This is a genomic window from Agrococcus sp. SL85 (assembly GCF_026625845.1).
Classification (GTDB): domain Bacteria; phylum Actinomycetota; class Actinomycetes; order Actinomycetales; family Microbacteriaceae; genus Agrococcus.
Genome location: NZ_CP113066.1, coordinates 918,746 through 937,054, shown reverse-complemented (window position 1 = coordinate 937,054; position 18,309 = coordinate 918,746). Strand labels below are relative to the sequence as shown.

The following is an 18,309-nucleotide window of genomic DNA, read 5'->3' as shown; positions in this document are numbered from 1 at the left end:
AGGGCGGCCCGCGCTCGATCGGCCTGAGCGACGAGGCAGCTGCGATATGCGGCTGACCTCCCGCTCCGGCCGATCGAGCGCGCGCGGAGCGCCGCCTCAGCAGCTCGGCACGTGGTCCCAGCTCGTGGCGCTGAGGCGCTGCAGGCTCGTGACCGTCGCATCCCCCTGCCCGAGGTAGTCCTGCGTGCCGATCGCGTAGAACGGGTTGTAGGGGTTCACGCCGTAGCTCACCGCCCGGCCGGCCGCCTGGTGCGCCGCGTTCGTCGCGGTCACGCAGCCCTGCGGATCCGGGGTCGGCGTCGGGGTCGGCGTCGGCGTCGGCGTCGGCGTGGGCGTGGGCGCGACCCCGTCGACCCGCCGGTTGTGCTCGAAGAAGAAGCGCGTGACCGTGCGCGGGTAGTCGATGCTCGTGGTCGAGATGTAGGCGCCGCCCGAGCCGCCTCCCGCGGGCCAGTTGTGGCCGAGCCCGGTGTTCTGGATCACCGAGACCCGCGGACCCTCGGCATCCGACCACCGCGTCTCGGTGCCGTTCGTGCTCGAGCCCGGCAGGCCGGCGAGCGAGGACGAGGACTGCGTCGTCGCGCCGTAGAGCCCTGCCATGATGCGGCCGTTCAGGGTGTTGTAGCCCGGGGCGACGGTGGTGTCGTTCGAGCCGTAGACCACCGAGGTGAGCTGCGTCGAGAAGGAGCCGGCGGCGGCGCCGGCGAAGCGCTCGCAGGTCGCGCGGCCCTGGGCCTCGGTCACCGCGACCGAGCCGATCTGGCCAGAGGTCGTGCCGACCGTCGGGCCCGCGTTGATGCCGATGCCGGCGAAGACGTCGGGCGCGAGGCAGCCCATCACCATCGTCTGGCCGCCGCCGGACGAGAGGCCCGAGAGGTACACCTGCCGGGCGTCGATGGCGAGGTCGGCGCGGCCGCGGAGCGCCGTGACGAGGTCGAGCAGGTTGTCGTCGTGCCGAGCGGGCGCGGTGCGCGAGTGGTTGCCGTCGTAGTAGTCCCAGCAGCCGAGCAGCACGCCGCCGCTCGGCGCGGCGGGCACCGCCACGACCATCCCGGTCTCCTCGGCGGCGCCCACCCACTGGCCGCCGTCGCGGATCGCGCTCGCCGACTGCACGCAGCCGTGCAGGCTGACCATGAGGGCGCGGCCGCCCTCGACGATGGGGGCGGCCGAGGGCACGTAGACGTGCACGGTCATGCCGGCGATGGTCTGGGTCGACCAGGCGCCGGCGGCCTGCGCGGCGGGCGGCTGGGCGACGGCGACGCCGACGAGCCCGAGGGCGGCCGCTGCTGCGGCTGCCAGCAGGGCGAGCGGGCGGCGGGACGGGCGAATGGGCATGCGGACGCTCCTGTCCGCCCGCCGTGCCCGGGCGCCATCGACCGGGCTGCCACGACGGGCTGCTCCGCACGCTACCTGACGAGTGAGTCAGGTTCCGGATCTCTCTCCACAGGCTCGCTGGTCGAGGCGACGGCACCGGAGGCGCCGCCGCCTCGCGGTGACCCTGCGGGCAGCTCAGCCCTTCGCGGCCTTCGCGGCGGCCTTCGCCGCCTGCTTCGCGGCGCGCACCTCCTGCAGCGACGCAGGGTCGACGATGTCGGCGACCGAGCGCTTCGAGCCCTCCTCGCCGTAGACGCCCGCGGCCTCCCGCCAGCCTGCGCCGTCGAAGCCGCACTGCTTGCCCAGCAGCGCCAGGAAGATGCGCGCCTTCTGCTCGCCGAAGCCCGGCAGCGCCTGCAGGCGTCGCAGCGCCTCGCGCCCGTCGGGCGAGCCCTCGCGCCACAGCGCGCCGGCGTCGCCGCCCCAGTCGTCGACGATCGCCTGCGCGAGCTGCTGCACGCGCTTCGCCATCGAGCCCGGGAAGCGGTGCACGGCCGGCTTCTCGGCCATCGCGGCCTGGAAGGCCTCCGGATCCATGGCGGCGACCGCGGCGGCGTCGAGCCCGCCGAGGCGGTCGTGGAGCTTCGCCGGGCCGGAGAAGGCGGCCTCCATCGTGATCTGCTGGTCGAGCAGCATGCCCGTGAGCAGCGCGAAGTCGTCCTGCGAGAGCAGGGTGTCCGCGGCGTCGTCGCCGGTGAGGTGCAGGTCGCGAGTCATGGCTCCAGCCTGACAGAGAGAACCGCCTCCCCGGGTGGTCACGACACCCGGGGAGACGGCTCTTGGTCGAGGGGCTCCGGCGGGGGGCCGGACCCTTGGCCTGGGGATAGTGAAGCACACGCATAACAGTGTTCGCAATAGGATTCCCCACCGCGTTCCGGACGCGCGATCCGCACGGCTCCCGGCCGGTTCGGAGGCGCCCGCTGGGATCCTGGAGGCATGCAGACCAAGCGCTCCAACCCGTGGGCGTGGTGGGCGTTCTGGATCGGGCTCCTGGGCCTCGTCCTCATGCCCATCCCGCTCTTCATCGGCCTCATCCTCGGAGGCGGCCTCGCCGCGATCGCCGCGATCCTCGCGGTCATCGCGCTCTTCAAGTCGCGTCACGCGGGCGGCCGCGGCATCGCGCCCGCCGTCGTCGCGGGCGTCGTCGTGCTCCTGACCTACGGCGGCATCTCGATCGGCGGCGGCGTCCTCTGGTGAGCCGGGGGCGCGCCTGAGCGCCCGCCGCTCAGCCGACGCCGACCGCGGCGGTGGAAGCATGGGGCCCATGACGAGCCAGCCGGCGACCACCCTGCTCATCCTCGGCGCCTCCGGCGACCTCACCCGGCGCCTGCTGCTACCGGGCATCGGCACGCTGCTCGCGGCCGAGCCGGAGCGGCGGGTGCACATCGTCGGCGCCGACCTCCGCGAGCTCGAGGCCGACGACTGGAGCTCGCGCGTGCGCGACGCGCTCGCCGAGGGCGGCGCCGCCGGCCCCGCGGCCGAGGCGGTCGTCGCCTCGACGCGCTACGTCGCGGGCGACGCGACCGCCGACGACGCCCTCAGCGCGCTCCTCGCCTCCATCGCCTGCGACCGCCTGGTGCTCTACTTCGCGCTGCCGCCGCAGGTCACCGAGCTCGTGTGCGAGGCCCTCGAGCGCGTCGGCGTGCCCGAGGGCACGATCCTCGCGGTCGAGAAGCCGTTCGGCGACAGCCTCGCCGCCGCCCGCGAGCTGAACGCGCTCGTCACGCGCATCGTGCCCGAGGAGCGCGTCTTCCGCATCGACCACATGCTGGGCCTCCACACCGTGCTCAACCTGCTCGGCCTCCGCTTCGCGAACCGGCTGCTCGAGCCCACGTGGGACCGCGACGGCATCGAGCGGGTCGAGATCCTCTACGACGAGACCGTCACGCTCGAGGGCCGCGCGGGCTACTACGACCGCAACGGCGCGCTCCGGGACATGATCCAGTCGCACCTGCTGCAGATCATGGCGATGCTCGCGATGGAGCCGGTGGCGTCGGTCGGCGAGCGCGACCTGCGCGACGCGGTGGGGCAGGTGCTGCGCGCCGCGCGGGTCGTCGATCCCGTGCGCGACTCGCGCCGCGCCCGCTACGCCGCGGGCTCGGTCGAGGGGCGCGAGGTGCCGGACTACACCGCCGAGGAGGGCGTGGACGCGGGCCGCGGCACCGAGACGCTCGCGGAGGTCGAGGTGGCGATCGAGAACCAGCGCTGGGCCGGGGTGCCCTTCGTGCTGCGCTCGGGCAAGTCGCTCGGCGGCGTGCGCAAGCGCGCCGTCGTGCACTGGCGGCCGCCGGCCCACGTGCCCCGGGGCCTCCACGGCCGCGACACCCCCGACCGCTTCGTCATCGACTTCAAGCCCGACGGCTTCGAGCTGCACCTGACGACCAACGGCCGCGGCGACCCCTTCACGCTCGACCAGACGGTGCTGCGCGGCGAGCTGGGCGGCGGGCAGCTGCTCCCCTACGGCGAGGTGCTCGCCTCGATCCTCGACGGCGACCCGCGCCTCGCGGTGCGGGGCGACGCGGCCGAGGAGTGCTGGCGCATCGTCGAGCCCGTGCTCGCGGCCTGGCGCGACGACGCGGTGCCGATGGAGGCCTACCCGGCAGGATCCCGCGGCCCCGAGGCCTGGGCGACGAGCGCCGAGGGCCGCTGAGCCGAGGAGCGGCGAACCGACGAACACCGCGCCGAGGAGCCGCGACGCGCTGGCCGTCGGCACCGAGGTAAGGGTACCCTCACCTCATGCGCGCGACCCCTCCCGACGGCCCCGCGGCGCCCGAGGCGCCGGCCGCCGACCCCACGCGCGAGGAGTCGCTCGCGCGGCTGCTCGGCGGCGGCAGGGCGGCGCTCGAGGCCTCGCTGCCGCCCGTCGCGTTCCTCGTCGCCTGGGTCGCCTCCCGCGAGGACGTCGCCGCCGCGGTCGGCTGGTCGCTCGCCGCGAGCGCCGTGCTCGTCGTCGCGGCGCTCGCGCGGCGTCGCAGCCCTCGCGCCGCGCTCGTCGGGATGCTCGCGATGGCGGTGGCCGCCCTGCTCGCGCTCTGGACGGGCGAGGCGCGCAACGTCTTCCTCGTGCAGCTGCTCTCGAACGCCGCGAGCGCGCTCGCGTGGACCCTCTCGATCCTCGTGCGGTGGCCGCTGCTCGGCGTCATCGTGGGCGGCGTCATCGGCACGCGCACCCGGTGGCGCCGCGACCCCGTGCTCGTGCGCGCCTACGGCCGGGCCTCCTGGATCTGGGTGCTGCAGTACGTGGTGCGGGTCGTGGTCTTCACGGCGCTGTGGTGGCTCGACGAGACGACCGCCCTCGCGATCATGCGCGTCGCGCTCACGTATCCCCTGGTGATCGCGTGCGTCGCGGCCTCCGGCTGGGTGCTGTTCGCCTCGATCCCGAAGGGCCACCCGGGCATCCGGAGGCCGCGGCCCGTGCCCGCTCCGGCGCTCGCCGAGGCGCCGCAGACCGACCGTTGACCGCGGCGGCGCGCGGGCGTAGAGTCGCCGCCAAGCCGAGCGGTGCGGACCGACCAGGCGCCTTCACCAGGACTTGCACTTGAGCGAGCGTCACTGAGCCAGTCCGCACCGCTTCTTCCTGCCCGGCCCGCACTCCCGGCTCCCATCCCCGGCTCCCGGCGTCGCCGTCGTAGGGTGACCCCACGCGAGCGATCCGAGGAGCGGCATGCCAGGCACCCCCACCGATCCGCCGAGCGGCGCGACCGAGCTCGGGCGACGGCTCGAGCGCACGCGGGAGCGGATGCGGGCGCAGGGCCTCGACGGGCTGCTCGTCGTCGATCCCGCCAACCTCCACTACCTGACCGGCTACGACGCGTGGTCGTTCTACATGCCGCAGGTGCTGCTCGTGCGGCTCGACGCCGAGCCGCTGCTCGTCATGCGCGCGATGGATGCGACGGGCGCCCACCGCTCCGCGGCGCTGCCGGCCGACCGCATCCTCGGCTACCCGGAGTCGCTCGTGCACCGCACGGACGCGCACCCCTTCGACTGGGCGGCCGCCGAGCTCCGCGCCCGCGGGCTGGGCGGCGGCAGGATCGGCTACGAGGGCGAGGCGCACTTCCTCACGGTGCGCTCGTTCCTCGCGCTCCGCGAGGGGCTGCCCGGCGCGGAGCTCGTCGACGCCCACGACCTCGTCAACTGGGTGCGCCTCGTGAAGAGCCCCGCGGAGCTCGAGCTCATGCGTCGCGCGGGCGCGGTCGCGAGCGCCGCGATGCGCGCGGGCGTCGCTGCGGTCGCGCCGGGCGTGCGGCAGGCCGACGTCGCGGCCGCGATCGCGCAGGTGCAGGCCTCCGGCGTCGGCGAGGTGGTCGGCGACTACCCCGCGATCGTGCCGATGCTGCCGACGGGCGAGTCGGCCGACACCCCGCACATGACGTGGTCCGGTCGCCGCCTGGCAGCCGGGGAGGCGGTGTCGATCGAGCTCGCGGGCGCGCACCGCCGCTACCACGCGCCGCTCGCGCGGACGGTCGCGCTCGGCCGGCCGACGCCAGAGCTCGCGCGACTCGCCGCCGTGACCGCCGAGGGGCTCGAGCTCGTGCTGGACGCGCTGCGCCCCGGCCGCGCGGTGGAGGAGGTGCATGCCGGCTGGCGCGCCCACCTGGCCCGTGCCGGCTACGAGAAGGCATCGCGGCTCGGCTACTCGATCGGCATCGGCTACCCGCCCGACTGGGGCGAGCGCACGGTCTCGGTGCGGCAGGACGACCCCACGGTGCTCGAGCCCGGCATGTGCCTCCACGTGATCGCGGGCATGTGGATGCAGGGCTTCGGCTGCGAGCTGAGCGAGTCGGTCGCGATCGGCGAGGGCGCGGTCGAGGTGCTCACCGACGCGCCGCGCGAGCTCATCGTGCGGGAGGCGGGATGACGGCGGGCGCGGACGCGGCGGCGGCGCGCGCTCGTCGACGGCGCGACGGTCGTCGCCGACGCCGCGGCGCTCATCCTCGCCGCGAGCGAGAACCCCGGCGGCACGGAGCTCGCCGCGGTCCGCGTGCTCGAGGCGATCGCGTCGCGCCTCGGCGGCCGGAGCAGCCGCCAGGAGGTCGCGCCCGGGCGGCCGAACCTGTCGATCCGGTTCGGGCCGGATCCGAGCGCATCGGCCCCCGGGGTCCTCGTGCTCGGGCACAGCGACGTCGTGCCTGCCGGGGAGGGCTGGAGCGCCGACCCCTTCAGCCCGCGCGCCGACGGCGGCTGGCTCACCGGGCGGGGCGCCGTCGACATGAAGGGCGGCCTCGCGGCGGCGCTGCAGGCGCTGGCCGCCGTGCACCGGGTGCGGCCGTCGCTGCCGCTCGAGCTGCTCGTGACGGTCGACGAGGAGGACCTCGCGACCGGCGTCGCGGCGCACCTCGCCCTGCCGCCGCGGCCCTACCTCGGCTGCATCGTCGCCGAGCCCACCGACCTCGCGGTCGTCGTCGCCTGCCGCGGCGCCGCGAACCTGCGCATCGAGGTCGAGGGACGCGCCGCGCACGCCGGCAGACCGGAGGACGGCGCGAGCGCGATCACCGCCGCCGCGCGCATCGTCGACTGGATCGCGCGCGACCAGGCGCGGCTGCGCGAGGGCGCCGCGGGGCTGCTGGGCTCCGCCACCTGGAGCGTCGGCCGCATCGAGGGCGGCCATGGCACGTCGATCGTGCCGGACCGCTGCACGCTGCTCGTCGACCGGCGCCTGATGCCGGGCGAGACGGGTGCCGCCGCGCTCGCCGAGCTCGAGGTCGGCATCGCCGCAGCGATCGCCGGCACGGGCTGCGCCGCGAGCGCCGAGCTGCTCATGGAGATGCCTGGGTTCGAGACGTCGCCCGCGCACCCGCTCGTCGGCGCCGCGGTCGCGGCGCTCGAGTCGGAGGGCCGGCCGGCTCCGGTGGAGGCGTGGACGGCAGCGTGCGAGGGCGGCTTCGTGGCGCGCCACCACGGCTGCCCCGCGATCATCCTCGGCCCGGGCGACATCACGGGGCAGGCGCACCAGCCCGACGAGCGCGTGCGGATCGCCGACCTCGAAGCGGCGGCGCGCACGTACGCGCGCCTCGCCCTGTCCCTCGCCGCGCGCTGAGCCGCGCCGCCGGCACGGCGACCGAGCAGACCCCGGAGACGAGGAACGGCCCCGGGGTGGAGCCCGGGGCCGATCGTGCGCGAGGGGGGACTTGAACCCCCACGTCCGTACGGACACTGGCACCTGAAGCCAGCGCGTCTGCCAATTCCGCCACTCGCGCGACGCCCGGGGCAGCCCGGGCAACCCCCCGAGAATATCAGGTTCCAAGCCGCTCCGGGTACGCTGGGGCGGCTGAAGGAGGTGACGGTCACCGATGGGATTCCTGGACTCGATCGAGCGCGGGCTCGAGAAGGCCGTCAACGGCGCCTTCGCGAAGACGTTCCGCTCCGGCGTCGAGCCGGTGGAGATCGCGAGCGCCCTGAAGCGCGAGCTCGACACGAGCGCCACCGTGGTCTCGCGCGACCGCATCCTCGTGCCCAACCGGCTCACGGTGCGGCTCGCGCCCGCCGACCACCAGCGCCTGCGCCGCCTCGGCGACGCCCTGCTCGACGAGCTCACGGGCGCCGTGCAGACCCACGCGCGGCAGTCGGGCTACTCGTTCCCCGGCCCCGTCGACCTGGGGCTGCAGCAGGACGAGGCGCTCACGACCGGCATGTTCGAGATCGACGCCGACACCGAGGCCGGCGAGGTCGTCTGGACCGCGGTGGTCGACATCAAGGGCAAGCGGCACACGCTGCGCAAGGGCAGGACGGTCATCGGCCGCGGCTCCGACGCCGACATCACGGTCGACGACGCGGGCGCGAGCCGCAAGCACGCCGAGATCATCTGGGACGGCACGCGCGCCCAGGTGAGCGACCTCGGGTCGACCAACGGCACCACGCTCAACGGCAGGGCCCTGAAGACCGCGCTGCTCGAGCCCGACTCGATCATCGACATCGGCGCCACCCGCATCGTCTACCGGGTGCTCGCGCAGTCGAAGGAGCAAGCGTGAGCGAACTCACCCTCATCATCATCAGGATCGGCTTCCTCGCCCTCCTGTGGCTCTTCATCTTCATCGTGCTCTACTCGCTGCGCAGCGACCTCTTCGGCCCGCGCCTCACGCAGCTGCAGCAGGTGGCGGTGCAGAGCCAGCGCTCCCGCAGCGCCGCGGCTGCCACCGCGCCGGCGCCGAGCGCGGCCGGCGCCGACACCCCGACGACCGTCACCGAGCGCGCGGCCCCGAGCGGCGGCGACGCGCTCGCGCGCCGCATCGTCGTCACCTCCGGCCCCAAGGCCGGCCTCGAGCTCGACCTGCCCGAGACGGGCCTCACGATCGGCCGCTCGAGCGGCTCTGGCCTGCAGATCAAGGACGACTACACCTCCGGCGCCCACGCCAAGATCGTGCGCTGGCGCGACCAGTGGATGCTGCAGGACCAGGGCTCCACGAACGGCACCTTCGTCGACGGCAAGCGCGTCACCGAGGCCACGCCCGTGCGCGTCGGGAGCTCCATCCGCATCGGCACGACCACGTTCGAGCTGAGGCGCTGAGCTTGAGCGCCCCCCTCGCCGCGGCGATCAGCCACGTCGGTCGCATCCGCACGGAGAACCAGGACTCCGGCTACGCGGGCGCGCACCTGTTCTTCGTGGCCGACGGCATGGGGGGCCACGCGGGCGGCGACGTCGCGAGCGCGATCGTCACCCGCCGCGCGCGCGAGGCCGACCGCGAGTACGCGACGGCCGAGGAGGCGGCGCAGTCGCTCGCCGACGCGCTCCGCGCCGGCAACGACGCGCTGCAGGCGGCGATGGTCGAGCACCCCGAGCTCTCGGGCATGGGCACGACCGGCTCCGGCATCGTGCGGGTGGGCGACCGCATCGCGATCGCGCACATCGGCGACAGCCGCATCTACCGCTACCGCGTCGGCGCGCTCGAGCAGGTCTCGACCGACCACACCTTCGTGCAGAAGCTCGTGGAGGCCGGCCGCATCACGCGCGAGGAGGCCGAGCACCACCCGCGCCGCAACGTCGTGATGCGCGTGCTGGGCAACGTCGAGACGAACCCCGAGATCGACATGGGCGTCGAGGACGCCCTCGACGGCGACCGCTGGCTCGTCTGCTCGGACGGCCTCTCGAGCTACGTCGACGAGGACCGCATCCGAGCCATCCTGGAGCAGGGCCTCGACACGCCCTCCACCGTGCAGCGCCTCGTCAACGAGGCCCTCTCGCGCGGCGCCCCCGACAACGTCACGGTCGTCATGTGCGACATCGCCGACCGGCGCTCGTCGTCGATCGAGCCGACGACGGTCGGCTCCGCCGCGGCCCCGATCTCGTACGAGGCGATCGAGCCGGAGCGCACCTCGGTGAGCCTGTCGCAGCTCCTCCTCCACCCCCGCCAGTCCCGGCAGCAGCCGGCCTTCGAGCACTTCGAGCCCGAGAGCGAGGAGTTCCTGCAGGAGCTGCTCGCCGAGCAGCGGCGGATGCGCCGCAACCGCCGCGTCAGCTGGGGCGTGGGCGCGATCGTCGCGATCGTCGGCATCGTCGCCGCCTCGACCGTCTTCTACCAGTGGACGCAGGACCGCTACTTCGTCGGCGTCGACGAGGCGGGCAACGTCGCCATCTACCAGGGCATCCAGCAGGCGATCGGCCCGATCGCGCTGTCGACCGTGGTCGAGGAGACCGACATCGCCATCGCCGACCTCACGCCCTTCAACCAGCGCACGGTCGAGCAGACCATCTCGGCCGGCTCGCTCGAGGCGGCGCAGGCGATCGTCGCCCGCCTGGAGGCCCAACGATGAGCACGGCCCCCCAGACCTCCCCCAGCGCCCTCCAGACCGGCATCGTGCAGCTGCGCGAGGTGACCGAGGCCATCAAGGTGCGCATCCGCAACCCCGCGAAGCTGCGCAACCTCGAGCTGTTCCTGCTCGTGGTCGCGTGGGCGGTCGGCGGCGGCGCGATGGTGCTCGTGCAGCTGGGCGCCCTGCAGCGCGTCGACCTCTTCCCGCTCCAGCTCGCCGGCTTCCTCGCCGCGCTCACGCTCGCCCTGCACATCGCGCTGCGCGTCGTCGCGCGCGAGGCCGACGCGATCATCCTGCCGGTCGCGACGGCGCTCAACGGCCTCGGCATCGCGATGATCTACCGCATCGACATCGCGATGGGCGCGTCCGGGTGGGAGGCCGCGTCGATGCGGCAGATCGCCTGGACGGGCATCGCGCTCGTCATCGCGATCCTCGCGATCGTGATCGTGCGCAACCACCGCGTGCTCGCGCGCTACCGCTTCGTCGCCATGGCGACCGCGTTCGTCCTGCTCGTGCTGCCGCTGCTGCCCGGCATCGGCCGCACCGTGAACGGCGCGACGGTGTGGATCGGGCTGGGGCCGTTCTCGTTCCAGCCGGGCGAGCTCGCGAAGATCGCCCTCGCGATCTTCTTCGCCGGCTACCTCATGACGGCGCGCGACTCCCTCTCGGTCGTCGGCCGCCGCGTGCTCGGCGTCCGCTTCCCGCGCGTGCGCGACCTCGGGCCCATCCTCCTGGTCTGGGCGATGTGCATGCTCGTGCTCGTCTTCCAGCGCGACCTCGGCACCTCGCTGCTCTACTTCGGCCTGTTCCTCGTCATGATCTACGTGGCCACGGGCCGGCGGTCGTGGATGGTCATCGGCGTCGGCCTCGTCGCGGTCGGCGGCGTCGCGGCCTACTTCCTGCTCTCCTACGTGCAGCGCCGCATCCACTCGTGGATCCACGCCTTCGACAACGACATCTACAACGCGACGGGCGGCTCGTTCCAGATCGTGCAGGGCGTCTTCGGCATGGCGCAGGGCGGGCTGCTCGGCACGGGCCTCGGGCTCGGGCGGCCGGAGATCACGCCCTACGCCAACAGCGACTACATCATCCCCTCGCTCGGCGAGGAGCTCGGGCTCGCGGGCATCATCGCGATCCTGTGCCTCTACATGGTGCTCGTCTCGCGCGGCATCCGGATCGGGTTCCAGGGGCCCGACGACTTCACCAAGCTGCTCGCCGTCGGCCTCGCGTTCGTCATCGGCCTGCAGGTCTTCATCGTCGTGGGCGGCGTGACGAGGCTCATCCCGCTCACGGGCCTCACGACGCCGTTCCTCGCCGCCGGCGGCTCCTCGCTGCTGGCCAACTGGCTCATCGTCGCGCTCCTGCTGCGGCTGAGCGACTCGGTGCGCGGGAGGGGGTTCGCATGACCAGCGCAGACCGGGAGCAGAGCATGCGGCGGCCCATCCGGCGCGTCAGCACGCTGCTGCTCGTGATGTTCATCGGCCTCTTCGGGTCGACCACCATGATCCAGGCCGTGCAGGCGGACGCCCTGCACGCGGACGACCGCAACACCCGCACCCTCTACGACTCGTTCGCGGTCGAGCGCGGCTCGATCGTCGTCGATGGGGTGCAGGTGGCGCTCTCGACGCCCTCCGGCGACGAGTACGAGTTCCAGCGCGAGTACCCGCAGGGCCCGCTGTACGCCTCGGTGACCGGCTACAACACGCTCGGCCAGGGCAACACGGGCATCGAGGGCGCGATGAACGAGGAGCTCACGGGCACCGCGAACAGCCAGTTCCTCGACCAGATCCTCTCGACGATCACGGGCCAGGACCCCGCGGGCTCCTCGGTGGAGCTCACGATCGACCCGGCCGCGCAGCAGGCGGCAGCGGAGGCCCTCGGCGACCGCGAGGGCGCCGTGGTCGCGCTCGATCCCGAGACGGGCGAGATCCTGGCGATGTACTCGAGCCCCACCTTCGACCCGAACACCTTCGCGAGCCACGACTTCGCCGCGGTGCGCGACACCTACGCGCAGCTGAACGCCGACCCCGAGCAGCCGCTCGCGAACCGCGCGATCGCGGGCGACCTGTACTTCCCCGGGTCGGTCTTCAAGCTCGTCGTCACGGCGGCCGCGCTCGAGTCCGGCGAGTACGACCTCGACTCCGAGTTCCCCAACCCCGCCACGCTGCAGCTGCCGCAGTCGACCCGCGAGATCCGCAACGCCTCCCGCGAGACCTGCGGGCCGGGCGAGGAGGCGACGATCGAGCTCTCGCTCGTCCTGTCCTGCAACATCCCCATGGCCGAGCTCGGCGCCGAGCTCGGCGAGGACGCCATCGCGGCGCAGGCGGCCGCCTTCGGCTTCGGCCAGCAGCTCGCCGTGCCGATGACCGTCACGCCCTCGCAGTACCCGACGGGCCTCTCGCCCGCCGAGGTCATGCTGACGTCGTTCGGCCAGTTCGACGTGCGCGTCACGCCCCTGCAGATGGCGATGGTGAGCGCCGCGATCGCGAACGACGGCACGATGATGGCGCCCAACCTCGTCGACCGCGTGCTCGCCCCCAACCTCGACGTGCTCGAGGATCCGGAGCCGACCATCCAGGGCAACCCGATCTCGTCCGAGACCGCGGCGGCGCTGCGGCAGGCGATGGAGCGCGGCGTGCGCGAGGGCCTCGCGACGAACGCGCAGGTCGAGGGTGCGACCGTGGGCGGCAAGACCGGCACGGCCGAGAACACCTCCGACCCGGCCGACCCCTTCAACCTCTGGTTCACCGGGTACGGTCAGCAGGGAGACCGGAGCGTGGCGGTCGCCGCCGTCGTCGTGCCGGATGAGAACATCGTCGGTGACACGTCCAACGTCGTCGCCGCACCTATCGGGAGAGCAGTGATCGAGGCGGTGCTGAACCCATGAGACCTTCCAGCGGACTCACCTTCGGTGGGCGATACCAGCTGACCAGCAGGATCGCCATCGGCGGCATGGGCGAGGTGTGGCAGGCGACCGATCAGGTGATCGGGCGCACCGTCGCGCTGAAGATCCTCAAGGACGAGTACATGGGCGATCCGGGCTTCCTGGAGCGCTTCCGCGCCGAGGCCCGCCACGCCGCGCTCGTCAACCACGAGGGCATCGCGAACGTCTTCGACTACGGCGAGGAGGAGGGCAGCGCCTTCCTCGTCATGGAGCTCGTGCCCGGCGAGCCGCTCAGCGCGATCCTCGACCGCGATCGCACGCTCTCGGCCGACAAGGTGCTCGACATCGTCGCGCAGACCTCTGCGGCGCTCCACGCGGCCCACCAGGCCGGCCTCGTGCACCGCGACATCAAGCCGGGCAACCTGCTCATCACGCCCGAGGGCCGGGTGAAGATCACCGACTTCGGCATCGCGCGCATCGCCGACCAGGTGCCGCTCACCGCGACCGGCCAGGTCATGGGCACGGTCCAGTACCTCTCGCCCGAGCAGGCCTCGGGGCAAGCGGCCGCGCCCGCGACCGACATCTACTCGCTCGGCATCGTCGCGTACGAGGCCCTCGCGGGCCGCCGACCGTTCACGGGCGAGTCGCAGGTCGCGATCGCGATGGCGCACATCAACGACACCCCGCCGGACCTGCCGGGCACCATCCCGGAGCCCGTGCGCAACCTCGTGCTCTCGTGCATCGCGAAGACGCCCGCCGACCGCCCGACCTCGGCGGCGCACCTCTCGCGCGCCGCGACGATGCTGCGCCGCGGCGACATCGCGGGCGCCGCGGCGATCGTGCCCGGCATCGCCTCCACCGACTCGTTCGCCACGATCGACTCCCCCACGCAGGCGGCAACGCGCATCATCACGACGCAGTCGAGCCCGGCGACGGCATCGCTGCCCGTGACGCGCGCGACGGTGCAGCAGCAGCGCGAGCGGGAGCGCCGCCGCAACCCCTGGATCTGGCCCGTCGTCATCCTCGCAGTGCTGCTCGTCGCGGCAGGCGTCGCGATCGCGATGATGCTGCTGAACGGCGGCCGGGACGAGCCGGTGCCCACCGAGACCTCGCAGCAGCCCACCGAGTCCGGCCCCGACACCATCGAGATCGATCAGGCCGACTTCCTGGGCATGACGGAGTCGGAGTTCCGCGCGGCCATCCAGGAGCTGGGGCTGAGCGCCTCGGTGCAGACGGGCGACGCGGCCACGAGCGCCGCCGACGCGGGCACGATCTACGTCGTCGACCCGACCGGCCCCGTGACGGAGGGCTCGACGATCACCGGCACGATCTACGCCGGCGTCGCCTCGCTCGACGACCCGAGCGAGTCGCCCCGCATGTCCGACGACTCCGACCCCTCGGCGATCGTCGCAGGCTCCGACGTCTCGGTCGTGTGGGACGAGGCCAGCTGCCCCGCCGGCTACTCGCTCGGCGGGTACACCGCCACGATCCAGTACCCGGGAGGCCGGGAGCAGGTCGTCGAGGCGGGCGCCGCGCGCGTCGACTTCACCGACATGGCCGAGGGCGAGACGACGATCTCCTACTCCTACGCGTGCGAGGTCGACGGCGGGGAGACGCTCACGAGCGGCGACTCCCCCACGCTCACGATGACGGCGACCGCCGAGGAGACGCCGACGCCCGAGCCGACGCCCACCGAGACCGGCGTCCCGCTGCCCTGAGCGGGCCTGGCGTAGAATCGTCCGGTCCCGCACCCAGCGGGACGTCGTGGAGCATGGATGGCACGGGCCCGAGACCGGGCCCCGGGGAGGAGCGGCGATGACCGACAGCATCATCGCGTCGTTGCGCACCCTCGGCGACCGCTACGAGATCGGCGAGCTGATCGGCCAGGGCGGCATGGCCCAGGTGCACCTCGCGCGCGACACCCGGCTCGACCGGCAGGTGGCCGTCAAGCTCCTGAAGCCCGAGCTCTCGCTCGACCCGGAGTTCCGCACGCGCTTCCGACAGGAGGCCCAGTCCGCCGCGCGCATGTCGCACCCCACGGTCGTGCGCGTGTTCGACGCGGGCGAGGAGCCCGCCGTCGACGCCCAGGGCGAGCCAGCCGCCGTGCCGTACATCGTCATGGAGTACGTCGACGGCCGCATGGTGAAGGACATCATCGCCGAGGGCCCGCTGCCGGAGTCCGAGGCGGTGCGGATCACCAAGGGCATCCTCACGGCCCTCGAGTACTCGCACCGCGCAGGCATCGTGCACCGCGACATCAAGCCGGGCAACGTCATGGTCACGCCCGGCGGCCAGATCAAGGTGATGGACTTCGGCATCGCACGCGCCGTCACCGAGACGAGCGCCAACGTCGCGCAGACCGGCACGATCCTCGGCACGGCGCAGTACTTCTCCCCGGAGCAGGCGCGCGGCGAGTCGGTCGACGCCCGCACCGACCTCTACGCCACGGGCGTCGTGCTCTTCGAGCTCCTCACGGGCTCTGCCCCCTTCACCTCCGACACCGCGGTGGGCGTCGCGTACCAGCACGTCGCGGAGGAGCCGCCCGCCCCGTCGACGATCACGCCGGGCATCTCGCCCGAGATGGACTCGGTGGTCGGCAAGGCGCTCGAGAAGCGCCGCGAGGCGCGCTTCCAGTCGGCCTCCGACTTCAAGGAGGCGCTCGACGACGCGCTCGCCGGCGTGCTGGTGCCCTTCGAGCGCACCGAGACCGCGCCGGTCGAGATCGGCGCCGCCACGACGATGTTCGCCGCGCTCGCCGCCGACGACCCCGCGGAGGAGCAGGCCCCGCCGCGCGACCGCCGCGTGCCGCTCGCGTGGCTGTGGGGCTCGGTCGCGCTCATCGGCCTGCTCGTGGTCGCCGCCGTCGTGTGGGCGGTCAGCCTGGGCGGCAGCCTGCCGATCGCGGGCCTGTCGACGACGGTGCCCGAGGTCGTGGGCCTCACCGAGGACGAGGCCGTGGCCGCCGTCGAGGGCGCAGACCTCGCCGCGGAGGTCCGTCGCGTCATCGACGAGGCCGACGCGGGCACCGTGCTGCGCACGGACCCGGAGGCCGGCATCGCGATCTCCCCGGGCACGACCGTGCAGGTCGTCGTCTCGAACGGTCCGCCGCCCGCGCCGCTCCTCAGCGTGGCGAACCTGACCGAGGCGCAGGCCCGGCAGGCGCTCGAGGCCGCGGGCTACGTCGTCGGCTCGGTCTCGCGCGAGGACTCGGCGACCGTCGCGTCCGACCTCGTCATCAGCACCGACCCCGAGGCAGGCACCGACGTCGCGCGCGGCGCGACCGTCAACCTCGTGCTCTCGACCGGCGAGGTCGCCGTGCCCGACGTCACGGGGCAGTCGATCGACAGCGCCGCCGCCGAGATGGCGTCGCTCGGGCTGCAGGTGGAGCGCCGCTTCACGACGCGCTGCGTCGGCGGTGACGTCGTGGAGCAGTCGCTCACGCCCGGCAGCCACCCGCAGGGCAGCACCATCACGCTGCTCTACTGCAACGGCTCGAACCGGCCCTCCCCGACGGCAGAGCCCGACCCGCAGCCCACCGAGCAGCCGGGCCCTGGGAACGGGAACGGCGGCGGGAACGGGAACGGCGGCGGGGACGGCGGCGACGGCGGCGACGAGGACTGATCCCCTCGCGGCTCCTCCGCGGCGCGCCTAGGCGATGTGGTCGGGTGCGGGAGCGAGCGTCACGAGCGGCGCGCGCCCGGCGGCGCGCTCCGCGGCGCCGGCGAGGCCAGCGGCCTCGAGCCAGTTGCCTAGCATCCGGTAGCCGCCCTCGGTGAGCACCGACTCCGGGTGGAACTGCACGCCCCAGACCGGCGCCTCGCGGTGCTCCACGGCCATGATGACGCCGGGGCCTTCGGACCCCGGGTCGGCGGCGTCGCCGTGCGCGGTGCGGCCCGTCACCCGGAGGCTGTCGGGCACGGTGCCCTCGACGATCGCAAGCGAGTGGTAGCGCGTCGCCGTCAGGGGGCTCGGCAGCCCCGCGAAGACGCTCGAGCCGTCGTGCTCGACGAGGCTCGTCTTGCCGTGCATCAGCTCGGGCGCGTGCGTCACGACGCCGCCGAGCGCCTCGGCGATCGCCTGGTGGCCGAGGCACACGCCGAGGAGCGGCGTGCCGGTCTCGATGGCGGCGTGCACCATCGGGATCGAGACGCCCGCGTCGGCGGGCGCCCCGGGCCCGGGCGAGAGCAGCACGGCGTCCCAGTCGCCGATGCTCGAGGCCTCCACCTCGTCGTTGCGGACGACGGTGACCTCGGCGCCGAGCTCCTGCAGGTAGCCGGCGAGGGTGTAGACGAAGCTGTCGAAGTTGTCGACGACGAGGATGCGGGTCATGCCTGGGCTCTCGGTCGGGCTCGACGACGCGGGGTGCGCGTCATTCGAGGACGGGGTCTGGCGTGGGGAAGTAGGTCTGCATCACCCACGGGTACACATGGAGGACGAGCGCGGAGGCGACGGCCGCGAGCAGCGCGAGCACGATGAGGAGCCGCACGAACCAGGGCCCGGGCAGGATGCGCCACAGCGCCGCGTACATCAGGCGCCCCCGAGGCCTGCGGCCAGGTCGGCGGGCATGCCGGCGTCGAGGGGGCTCCAGCCGACCATCGTCGCGTAGGCGATGAGGCGACCGGCCGGCGACCACTCCGGGTTGCAGGTCGTGAGGGTGAGGTAGCGGCCGTCCGCGGGCACCTGCGGCATCTGCGGCACGGGCGCGACGACGCCGACGGCGGAGGGGTCGACGTACTCGTGGTTGCGGAACTCGTAGACGTACCAGGCCTCGGTCGTCTTGACGTAGATCCGGTCGCCCAGGCGCATCTCGTCGAGGTGCGTGAAGGGGCCTCCCTGGCCGTTGCGGTGGCCGGCGACGGCGAAGTTGCCGAGCTCCCCCGGCATCGCCGAGGTCTCGTAGTGCGCGAGGCCCTGCTGCAGCGAGTCGAGCACCTCCCGGCTCGTGCCCTCGCCCACGACGCGCTCGAACTCGCCCAGGCGCGGGATGTAGACGACGGCGAAGGACTCCCGGTCGCCGGCCCGCACCTCCGCCGGTGGCTCGTCGGTGCGCAGGGGCGTCGCGGCGACCGCCTCGGGCGCGATGCCCGCGGCGGCGTCGAGCTCCTGCGCGAAGGCCCGCCCCGCCTGCTGCTGCTGCTCGCCGAGCACGGCGTCGCCGAGCGTCACCTGCCAGGCGAGGTAGCCGAGCACGAGGACGCCCGCGGTGAGCAGGAGCTCGCCGAGCACGCTCGCGAACGTGGCGCGCCGCCTGGGGCGCCGATGCGCTCGCTGCTGCCGGACCACGGCTCAATCCTACGAGCCTC

General features: G+C 73.7%; 17 protein-coding genes and 1 tRNA gene. 12 read left to right on the top strand and 6 right to left on the bottom strand.

The window, feature by feature from the left end; genetic code table 11:
• Positions 1 to 96: 96 nt before the first annotated feature.
• Positions 97 to 1,335 (bottom strand): PHB depolymerase family esterase, encoded by a 1,239-nt coding sequence (locus OVA14_RS04575; protein WP_267505094.1) that lies wholly within the window; start codon positions 1,333 to 1,335, stop codon positions 97 to 99.
• A gap of 174 nt (positions 1,336 to 1,509) precedes the next feature.
• Positions 1,510 to 2,091, bottom strand: coding sequence for an HhH-GPD-type base excision DNA repair protein (locus OVA14_RS04570; RefSeq protein ID WP_267505093.1), 582 nt, complete (start codon positions 2,089 to 2,091; stop codon positions 1,510 to 1,512).
• A 219-nt stretch (positions 2,092 to 2,310) separates the two neighbouring features.
• Between OVA14_RS04570 and OVA14_RS04565 the strand changes: the two genes are divergently transcribed.
• From OVA14_RS04565 to OVA14_RS04545, 5 genes are all read left to right on the top strand, one after another.
• Entirely contained in the window at positions 2,311 to 2,571 is a 261-nt protein-coding gene (locus OVA14_RS04565) for a hypothetical protein (RefSeq protein WP_267505092.1), read from the top strand.
• Between the two features lie 67 nt (positions 2,572 to 2,638).
• A complete protein-coding gene (locus OVA14_RS04560; protein ID WP_267505091.1) occupies positions 2,639 to 4,024 on the top strand; it encodes a glucose-6-phosphate dehydrogenase in 1,386 nt (461 codons plus the stop codon).
• A gap of 86 nt (positions 4,025 to 4,110) precedes the next feature.
• A complete protein-coding gene (locus tag OVA14_RS04555; protein WP_267505090.1) occupies positions 4,111 to 4,833 on the top strand; it encodes a DUF3159 domain-containing protein in 723 nt (240 codons plus the stop codon).
• Positions 4,834 to 5,038: 205 nt separating this feature from the next.
• Positions 5,039 to 6,232 (top strand): M24 family metallopeptidase, encoded by a 1,194-nt coding sequence (locus OVA14_RS04550; protein WP_267505089.1) that lies wholly within the window; start codon positions 5,039 to 5,041, stop codon positions 6,230 to 6,232.
• Positions 6,233 to 6,355: 123 nt separating this feature from the next.
• Positions 6,356 to 7,411 carry a M20 family metallopeptidase gene (locus OVA14_RS04545; protein ID WP_324288045.1) on the top strand — a complete coding sequence of 352 codons (1,056 nt, stop codon included), beginning with the start codon at positions 6,356 to 6,358 and terminating at the stop codon, positions 7,409 to 7,411.
• A gap of 76 nt (positions 7,412 to 7,487) precedes the next feature.
• On the opposite strand, the gene OVA14_RS04540 is transcribed toward OVA14_RS04545, so the two are convergent.
• Positions 7,488 to 7,571: transfer RNA gene (locus tag OVA14_RS04540), tRNA-Leu, on the bottom strand.
• Positions 7,572 to 7,664: 93 nt separating this feature from the next.
• Between OVA14_RS04540 and OVA14_RS04535 the strand changes: the two genes are divergently transcribed.
• The 7 genes from OVA14_RS04535 (at position 7,665) to pknB (ending at position 16,627) form a co-directional block, all read left to right on the top strand.
• On the top strand, positions 7,665 to 8,342 hold the full coding sequence (locus OVA14_RS04535; protein ID WP_267505087.1) for an FhaA domain-containing protein: 678 nt from the start codon (positions 7,665 to 7,667) through the stop codon (positions 8,340 to 8,342).
• A complete protein-coding gene (locus OVA14_RS04530; protein WP_267505086.1) occupies positions 8,339 to 8,878 on the top strand; it encodes an FHA domain-containing protein FhaB/FipA in 540 nt (179 codons plus the stop codon). The genes OVA14_RS04535 and OVA14_RS04530 overlap by 4 nt, the downstream gene beginning before the upstream one ends.
• A 2-nt stretch (positions 8,879 to 8,880) precedes the next feature.
• Positions 8,881 to 10,122, top strand: coding sequence for a PP2C family protein-serine/threonine phosphatase (locus OVA14_RS04525; RefSeq protein WP_267505085.1), 1,242 nt, complete (start codon positions 8,881 to 8,883; stop codon positions 10,120 to 10,122).
• Entirely contained in the window at positions 10,119 to 11,528 is a 1,410-nt protein-coding gene (locus OVA14_RS04520) for an FtsW/RodA/SpoVE family cell cycle protein (protein ID WP_267505084.1), read from the top strand. The genes OVA14_RS04525 and OVA14_RS04520 overlap by 4 nt, the downstream gene beginning before the upstream one ends.
• Positions 11,525 to 13,009, top strand: a complete 1,485-nt coding sequence (locus tag OVA14_RS04515; protein ID WP_324288044.1) for a penicillin-binding transpeptidase domain-containing protein — start codon at positions 11,525 to 11,527, stop codon at positions 13,007 to 13,009. The genes OVA14_RS04520 and OVA14_RS04515 overlap by 4 nt, the downstream gene beginning before the upstream one ends.
• The gene (locus OVA14_RS04510; RefSeq protein ID WP_267505083.1) at positions 13,006 to 14,724 is read left to right on the top strand and encodes a protein kinase domain-containing protein; all 1,719 of its coding nucleotides are present in this window, start codon (positions 13,006 to 13,008) and stop codon (positions 14,722 to 14,724) included. The genes OVA14_RS04515 and OVA14_RS04510 overlap by 4 nt, the downstream gene beginning before the upstream one ends.
• Before the next feature lie 97 nt (positions 14,725 to 14,821).
• A complete protein-coding gene (gene pknB / locus OVA14_RS04505; protein ID WP_267505082.1) occupies positions 14,822 to 16,627 on the top strand; it encodes a Stk1 family PASTA domain-containing Ser/Thr kinase in 1,806 nt (601 codons plus the stop codon).
• Between the two features lie 27 nt (positions 16,628 to 16,654).
• Here pknB and OVA14_RS04500 read toward each other — a convergent pair whose 3' ends face one another.
• Genes OVA14_RS04500 through OVA14_RS04490 form a run of 3 tightly spaced genes read right to left on the bottom strand, consistent with a single transcriptional unit; the run spans position 16,655 to position 18,289 of the window.
• Complete coding sequence (locus tag OVA14_RS04500) at positions 16,655 to 17,335, bottom strand: anthranilate synthase component II (protein ID WP_267505081.1); 681 nt, start codon at positions 17,333 to 17,335, stop codon at positions 16,655 to 16,657.
• A 40-nt stretch (positions 17,336 to 17,375) separates the two neighbouring features.
• On the bottom strand, positions 17,376 to 17,534 hold the full coding sequence (locus tag OVA14_RS04495) for a hypothetical protein (RefSeq protein ID WP_267505080.1): 159 nt from the start codon (positions 17,532 to 17,534) through the stop codon (positions 17,376 to 17,378).
• Entirely contained in the window at positions 17,534 to 18,289 is a 756-nt protein-coding gene (locus tag OVA14_RS04490; RefSeq protein ID WP_267505079.1) for a class E sortase, read from the bottom strand. The genes OVA14_RS04495 and OVA14_RS04490 overlap by 1 nt, the downstream gene beginning before the upstream one ends.
• Positions 18,290 to 18,309 lie beyond the last annotated feature (20 nt).

What these genes read in the sequence shown, in the direction of transcription:
- OVA14_RS04535 (WP_267505087.1), top strand. Translation starts at nt 7,665, where the DNA reads ATGGGATTCCTGGACTCGATCGAGCGCGGGCTCGAGAAGGCCGTCAAC.
- OVA14_RS04565 (WP_267505092.1), top strand. Translation starts at nt 2,311, where the DNA reads ATGCAGACCAAGCGCTCCAACCCGTGGGCGTGGTGGGCGTTCTGGATC.
- OVA14_RS04500 (WP_267505081.1), bottom strand. Translation starts at nt 17,335, where the DNA reads ATGACCCGCATCCTCGTCGTCGACAACTTCGACAGCTTCGTCTACACC.
- OVA14_RS04550 (WP_267505089.1), top strand. Translation starts at nt 5,039, where the DNA reads ATGCCAGGCACCCCCACCGATCCGCCGAGCGGCGCGACCGAGCTCGGG.
- OVA14_RS04520 (WP_267505084.1), top strand. Translation starts at nt 10,119, where the DNA reads ATGAGCACGGCCCCCCAGACCTCCCCCAGCGCCCTCCAGACCGGCATC.
- pknB (WP_267505082.1), top strand. Translation starts at nt 14,822, where the DNA reads ATGACCGACAGCATCATCGCGTCGTTGCGCACCCTCGGCGACCGCTAC.
- OVA14_RS04515 (WP_324288044.1), top strand. Translation starts at nt 11,525, where the DNA reads ATGACCAGCGCAGACCGGGAGCAGAGCATGCGGCGGCCCATCCGGCGC.
- OVA14_RS04570 (WP_267505093.1), bottom strand. Translation starts at nt 2,091, where the DNA reads ATGACTCGCGACCTGCACCTCACCGGCGACGACGCCGCGGACACCCTG.
- OVA14_RS04495 (WP_267505080.1), bottom strand. Translation starts at nt 17,534, where the DNA reads ATGTACGCGGCGCTGTGGCGCATCCTGCCCGGGCCCTGGTTCGTGCGG.
- OVA14_RS04510 (WP_267505083.1), top strand. Translation starts at nt 13,006, where the DNA reads ATGAGACCTTCCAGCGGACTCACCTTCGGTGGGCGATACCAGCTGACC.
- OVA14_RS04575 (WP_267505094.1), bottom strand. Translation starts at nt 1,335, where the DNA reads ATGCCCATTCGCCCGTCCCGCCGCCCGCTCGCCCTGCTGGCAGCCGCA.
- OVA14_RS04555 (WP_267505090.1), top strand. Translation starts at nt 4,111, where the DNA reads ATGCGCGCGACCCCTCCCGACGGCCCCGCGGCGCCCGAGGCGCCGGCC.
- OVA14_RS04560 (WP_267505091.1), top strand. Translation starts at nt 2,639, where the DNA reads ATGACGAGCCAGCCGGCGACCACCCTGCTCATCCTCGGCGCCTCCGGC.